This is a genomic window from Ruminococcus sp. (assembly GCF_019417665.1).
GTDB lineage: Bacteria > Bacillota > Clostridia > Oscillospirales > Ruminococcaceae > Ruminococcus_C.
Map to the genome: position 1 here is coordinate 1 of NZ_DXUU01000099.1, position 4,722 is coordinate 4,722.

Below are 4,722 nucleotides of genomic sequence, written 5' to 3' on the forward strand. Positions count from 1 at the left end.
CGGAGGAAATAAAATGCTGACACATATCGGAACACAGACAATAGAAACAGAAAGACTGATACTCCGTAGATTTAGATATTCAGATATTGATTCAATGCTGTGCAACTGGATAGCAGATGAACAGACACAATGGGATTATGGGGAACCATATTATCCTGCATCTGTTGACGTTCAGAAGTTATTTGATACAAAGTATATTGTTTCATATTCCTGTAAAGATTATTATCGTTGGGCTGTTATTGAAAAGAAATCTGGTGAATGTATTGGACAAATTGCATTTTTCTTGGTTGACAGCAACAATCAGCATGGTGAGATTGAGTATGTTATCGGACCTGCATTTCAGGGTAAAGGATATGCCACTGAGATGACGAAAGCTGTTATCAGATTTGGTTTTGAAAAAATCAACTTTCATAGAATTGAGATTGATTGTCGTACAGCAAATGAAGCTTCACGCAGAGTTATTGAAAAGTGCGGACTTAAATATGAAGGAACATTTCGTGATTTTTTCTGGAGAAAAGATCATTTTGAAGGAAGAAGAGTTTATTCCATTCTCAAAAGCGAATGGGAAGAATTAAACAAGAAATAAAAATTTCAGCTTATCAAACTAACATCAGCTACAAAATCAACATCTCCCTCAAATCATAAACAGATTCCTCAGAAACGCATCCACAGCGGATTGCACGGTCAAGAGCCATAATCATGGCAACAGCTCCGTCAATCTTTTCTGTGGATTTTTCTTTGTCAGGCTTGATGTTTCCGGCAGGGTCACGTCTTATGAAAATATTATCCATCATCCAACGGAGAACCGGGTGACCGTTATGAGCAAGTGTCTGTTCAAGTGTTAATTTCATCAGTTCCTTTGTAGGCGGTGACATATCCTTGTAACCCTGTCCGAACTGAACCATTGTAAAACCAAGACCGTCAAGGTTCTGCGACATTTGCACTGCTCCCCAACGGTCAAATGCAATTTCTTTGATGTTAAATTTCTGCCCCAGTTCATCAATGAAATTCTCAATAAAACCATAGTGAACAACATTGCCCTCAGTGGTTTTAAGGTAGCCCTGCCGTTCCCATACATCATAGGGAACGTGATCACGTCTTACACGGAGTGGCAGTGTTTCTTCTGGTAACCAGAAGTAAGGTAGAACATAGTAATGTTCATCTTCTTCAGTTGACGGAAATACAAGAACGAAAGCTGTAATATCAGTAGTGGAGGAAAGGTCAAGACCACCATAACAGACACGCCCTGCAAGCATTTCTTCATCAAAGCTGACCTTGCATTTATCCCATTTCTCCATCGGCATCCAGCGGACAGCCTGTTTTACCCATTGATTGAGTCTAAGCTGTCGAAAAGCATTTTCTTCCCCCGGAGTTTCTTTTGCAGAATTACACGCAGCCACAACCTTATCCATTCCGATTGTTTTATCGAGTGACGGATTTGCCTTTTTCCACACCTTCGGGTCAGTCCAGTCCTCAGACTCATCTGCACCATAGATAACAGGATAAAATGTCGGGTCATGTTTTCTACCCTCAATAATATCCTTTGCCTTTTGGTGTACTTCATAGCAGATACTGTTGGTGTCTGTTCCGGCTGTGGTGATAAGGAAATAAAGTGGCTGCATTCTTGCATCACCAGAGCCCTTGGTCATTACATCAAACAGCTTTCTGTTAGGTTGGGTATGAAGTTCGTCAAAGACAACTCCGTGAATATTAAAGCCGTGCTTTGAGTAAGCCTCAGCTGAAAGCACCTGATAAAACTGTTTGTTGGAATGTACACGATACGCTTTTGTGAGGTCAGGATTTTGACACGCTTATTCAGTGCCGGACACATTCTCACCATATCGGCGGCAACATCAAATACAATGGCGGCTTGCTGTCGGTCTGCGGCACAGCCATAAACCTCGGCTCGTTCTTCACCGTCACCACAGGTAAGCAGAAGGGCAACAGCGGCTGCAAGTTCTGACTTGCCGTTTTTCTTGGGAATTTCAATGTAAGCTGTATTAAACTGCCGGTAACCGTTAGGTTTCAGAATACCGAAAAGGTCACGGATAATCTGTTCCTGCCAGTCCAGGAGTTCAAATTTCTTTCCTGCCCATGTGCCTTTTGTATGACTAAGACACTCAATAAAAGAAACGGCATAGTCTGCCGCCTTTTTATCGTATCTTGAATCTTCCGCCATGAATTCTGTCGGTTTGTATTTTGCCATTTTATTCACCACCTAACAAAAAAGACCTGCCAAAAGCAAGTCTGAATAATTTTAAGCCCCGTGGGGCAATTTTGTAATTGAGAGCCTATTCCCATTGTAACCATGTTACCATACTAATTCAAGTATATCAAGAGTTAACGGAGAAATATACTGCACAAACATATCAGTGATTATTTGTGTACTATATATCTTCGGTACGAGCCACACAGCCTCTTTCCGAGGCTGTGTTTTGAAAATGGTGGGTGGGCATTATCTGCCGGTTTCGCATTCCCATTCAAATTCTGCCCATGCAGTGTATTCACCTTCAAAAAGGGCATCGTCGTCAATGTAGTCCTCTTCGTATTCAATGCTGTCGATTTCTTCAAATGTCGTTCCGTTTTCCTCTGCATCTTCTTTTGCAAATTCTTCAGCGTTTTTCTTAACCCAGTCCTTGAAATCTTCATCGTCCATGTGATCATCGTTTTCAATCTCAAGTTCGTATTCGTACTCGCTGTCCACCCAGGTGATGATTGCCTTTGTGATTTCGGTTCTTTCGTTCCAGTCCGTTCTCCAAGCCTTTGCTCTTGCCTTTGCCATTCCGTATGATACCATTTGATTTTCCTCCGTTTTTTGTTTGTTTTCCCTTTCGGTAGTTACATATTACCGCATAGTGTGTATAATAGCAACCCGCTAAACTGCCAGAATATACAGCCATGAAACCGGCTAAGAATTGTGTATATTATGACAGCAGAAACAAGCCGCCACATTGCCGTTTGTGGGGCTTGTTTCTGCATTGGCATCAGTATCCGGAATTATCGGTTCTTGCCTTTGCGGGGGCTGTGTGGCGCTTATGCGGAGTAATTTCGATGAATGATGCTGATGATTTTTTCAATTTCCTCGGCGGCAATCCCGATGGAATCCAGGCTCTGCCGTGTTCCGCAGTCCGGACAAATCAGCGTCTGATTGTCGGTTCTGGAAAGTGCCGGAACACTGCAATATTCCATACCGCAAAGCGGACAAATTCTGGTTTCTTTTTCAGCCATTTTCAATTTCCACACTTCCTCTCGCTTAAGTCGAATGCAAGCCGCAGATGCTTCAAATCAAAGCCAAAATCACGGTAGCCCTGAACGCAGGTCTGCACATAGGCATGACTTGGAATTCCAAGCTTTCGCTCCTCGTGCATGATGTACACAAAGGCTGTCAGCGTTTTGGTTTTGTCGGCTTTCCAGCATTTTACCGGCAGTTCCATTTCCGTTTTGTAGTAAAAATCGGGGAATCCCTCGTAGCGGTCAAGAGCCAGTTCATCACGCTTTGAAACTGCCCAGACGGCAACCGGAACCATGTCACCCTTTTTCTTTTCAATGGTGAGATAGGAACCGGTCTTGCTGCCCTTGAATAATAATTGGTAATCGGGAATTTCTGCCGTTCCCACTACTTTGGCATCAGGGCAGCGGAATCGCATCTGCTGCACGTTCAAGTTGCTGCCGTAGGCAAGGTAAAATTTTGTCATCGTTATCAAATCCTTTCCGAAGGAAACATCCTTCTACCACCTTAAGCCACCCGCAGGTGGCAAGGGGGCAGGAGGATATCTCCTGCGGTTTAGTTTCTGCCGAACCGGAATGCGGCATCTCCGTTCAGGTTTCTGGTCAAGAAATCTCTTGCTGTGGCAAATTCTTCACCAACCAGTCCCAGTCGAATCAGCCAAGTCCGCATGGCGAACTTTGGGTTTTCGGTCTGCTGTGGTTTTGGACTTGCTGTTCTTAGTTCCTTTGCCATTTCAGAAAGGGCAAGACAAAGCTGAATGTAGCTTTTTAGCTGTCCGGCGTGAAGTCCGTTTTTCCGTTCCGCCGTTGGCTTGTCAAACTGGAAAAGCCGGAATTCAATCGTGCCCTTTGTAAAGGTTGCGTGGAAGTTCAGCATATGGTATCGGCTGTCATTGTAATGGTGGTCTCTGCCGTAGTTTGCACCGTTTGCTGTGTACCAAAGGTCTGCAAGCTGTGCCATTGTTGCAGGCTTTTTCTTGTTCACCTTTTCGATGAATTCCGGACTTACCGTTCTGCAGTATCTGTTCATTCTGCCCTGATCGATTTTCAGGGCATCAGCAATTAGTTTTTCGTGGCTTGCCATGATGTTTGCCAGGTTGCGGAGCGTCTGTGGTGTGTGTCCCTTTGCTCCGATGTGAATGTGAACCCCTGCGCCGATTCCTGCGTGGCTGATTGCTCCTGCCTTGCGAAGTCTGCGGACAAGCTCCTGCAAGGTTTCAATATCCTCGTAGCGAAGAATCGGTGTAACCAGTTCGCACTTTTCGTTGTCAGGGCCTGCAATGGAAACATCTCTTTGAAATTTCCATTCTCTGCCCTGTGCGTCCCAGGCGCTCCAGGTGTAGTAACCGTTGCGTCCGGCGGTATTTTCGTAGCGGCCTGTTCCGAAGAAGTCGGCGGCAATTATGGCTGCCCGGTCTCTTGTGATGTGGTTCATCTCGATCTCCACGCCAATGGTCTGGTTTTTCAGGTTTTCGATCTGCTTTCTTGTCTTTT

Annotated in this window: 5 protein-coding genes and 1 pseudogene; 1 reads left to right on the plus strand and 5 read right to left on the minus strand. The window is 44.6% G+C overall.

Features of this window, described 5'->3' with window-relative positions:
- Positions 1 to 586 (plus strand): GNAT family protein (locus QZ375_RS13665; RefSeq protein WP_365729227.1); only part of this gene is annotated, 586 nt, incomplete at its 5' end.
- Positions 587 to 614: 28 nt separating this feature from the next.
- On the opposite strand, the pseudogene QZ375_RS13670 reads toward QZ375_RS13665, so the two are convergent.
- The 5 genes and pseudogenes from QZ375_RS13670 to QZ375_RS13690 all read right to left on the minus strand — a co-directional run.
- A pseudogene (locus QZ375_RS13670) lies at positions 615 to 2,215 on the minus strand (terminase TerL endonuclease subunit).
- Between the two features lie 240 nt (positions 2,216 to 2,455).
- On the minus strand, positions 2,456 to 2,797 hold the full coding sequence (locus tag QZ375_RS13675) for a hypothetical protein (protein WP_295219842.1): 342 nt from the start codon (positions 2,795 to 2,797) through the stop codon (positions 2,456 to 2,458).
- Positions 2,798 to 3,033: 236 nt separating this feature from the next.
- The gene (locus QZ375_RS13680) at positions 3,034 to 3,228 is read right to left on the minus strand and encodes a hypothetical protein (RefSeq protein WP_295219848.1); all 195 of its coding nucleotides are present in this window, start codon (positions 3,226 to 3,228) and stop codon (positions 3,034 to 3,036) included.
- A gap of 2 nt (positions 3,229 to 3,230) precedes the next feature.
- Entirely contained in the window at positions 3,231 to 3,695 is a 465-nt protein-coding gene (locus tag QZ375_RS13685; RefSeq protein WP_295219843.1) for a gamma-glutamylcyclotransferase family protein, read from the minus strand.
- An 89-nt stretch (positions 3,696 to 3,784) separates the two neighbouring features.
- Positions 3,785 to 4,722, minus strand: a 938-nt coding sequence (locus QZ375_RS13690) for an amidoligase family protein (protein ID WP_295219844.1), incomplete at its 5' end; no start/stop codon positions are given.

Coding starts and splice junctions, on each gene's coding strand:
- QZ375_RS13675 (WP_295219842.1), bottom strand. CDS start 2,797: ATGGTATCATACGGAATGGCAAAGGCAAGAGCAAAGGCTTGGAGAACG.
- QZ375_RS13680 (WP_295219848.1), bottom strand. CDS start 3,228: ATGGCTGAAAAAGAAACCAGAATTTGTCCGCTTTGCGGTATGGAATAT.
- QZ375_RS13685 (WP_295219843.1), bottom strand. CDS start 3,695: ATGACAAAATTTTACCTTGCCTACGGCAGCAACTTGAACGTGCAGCAG.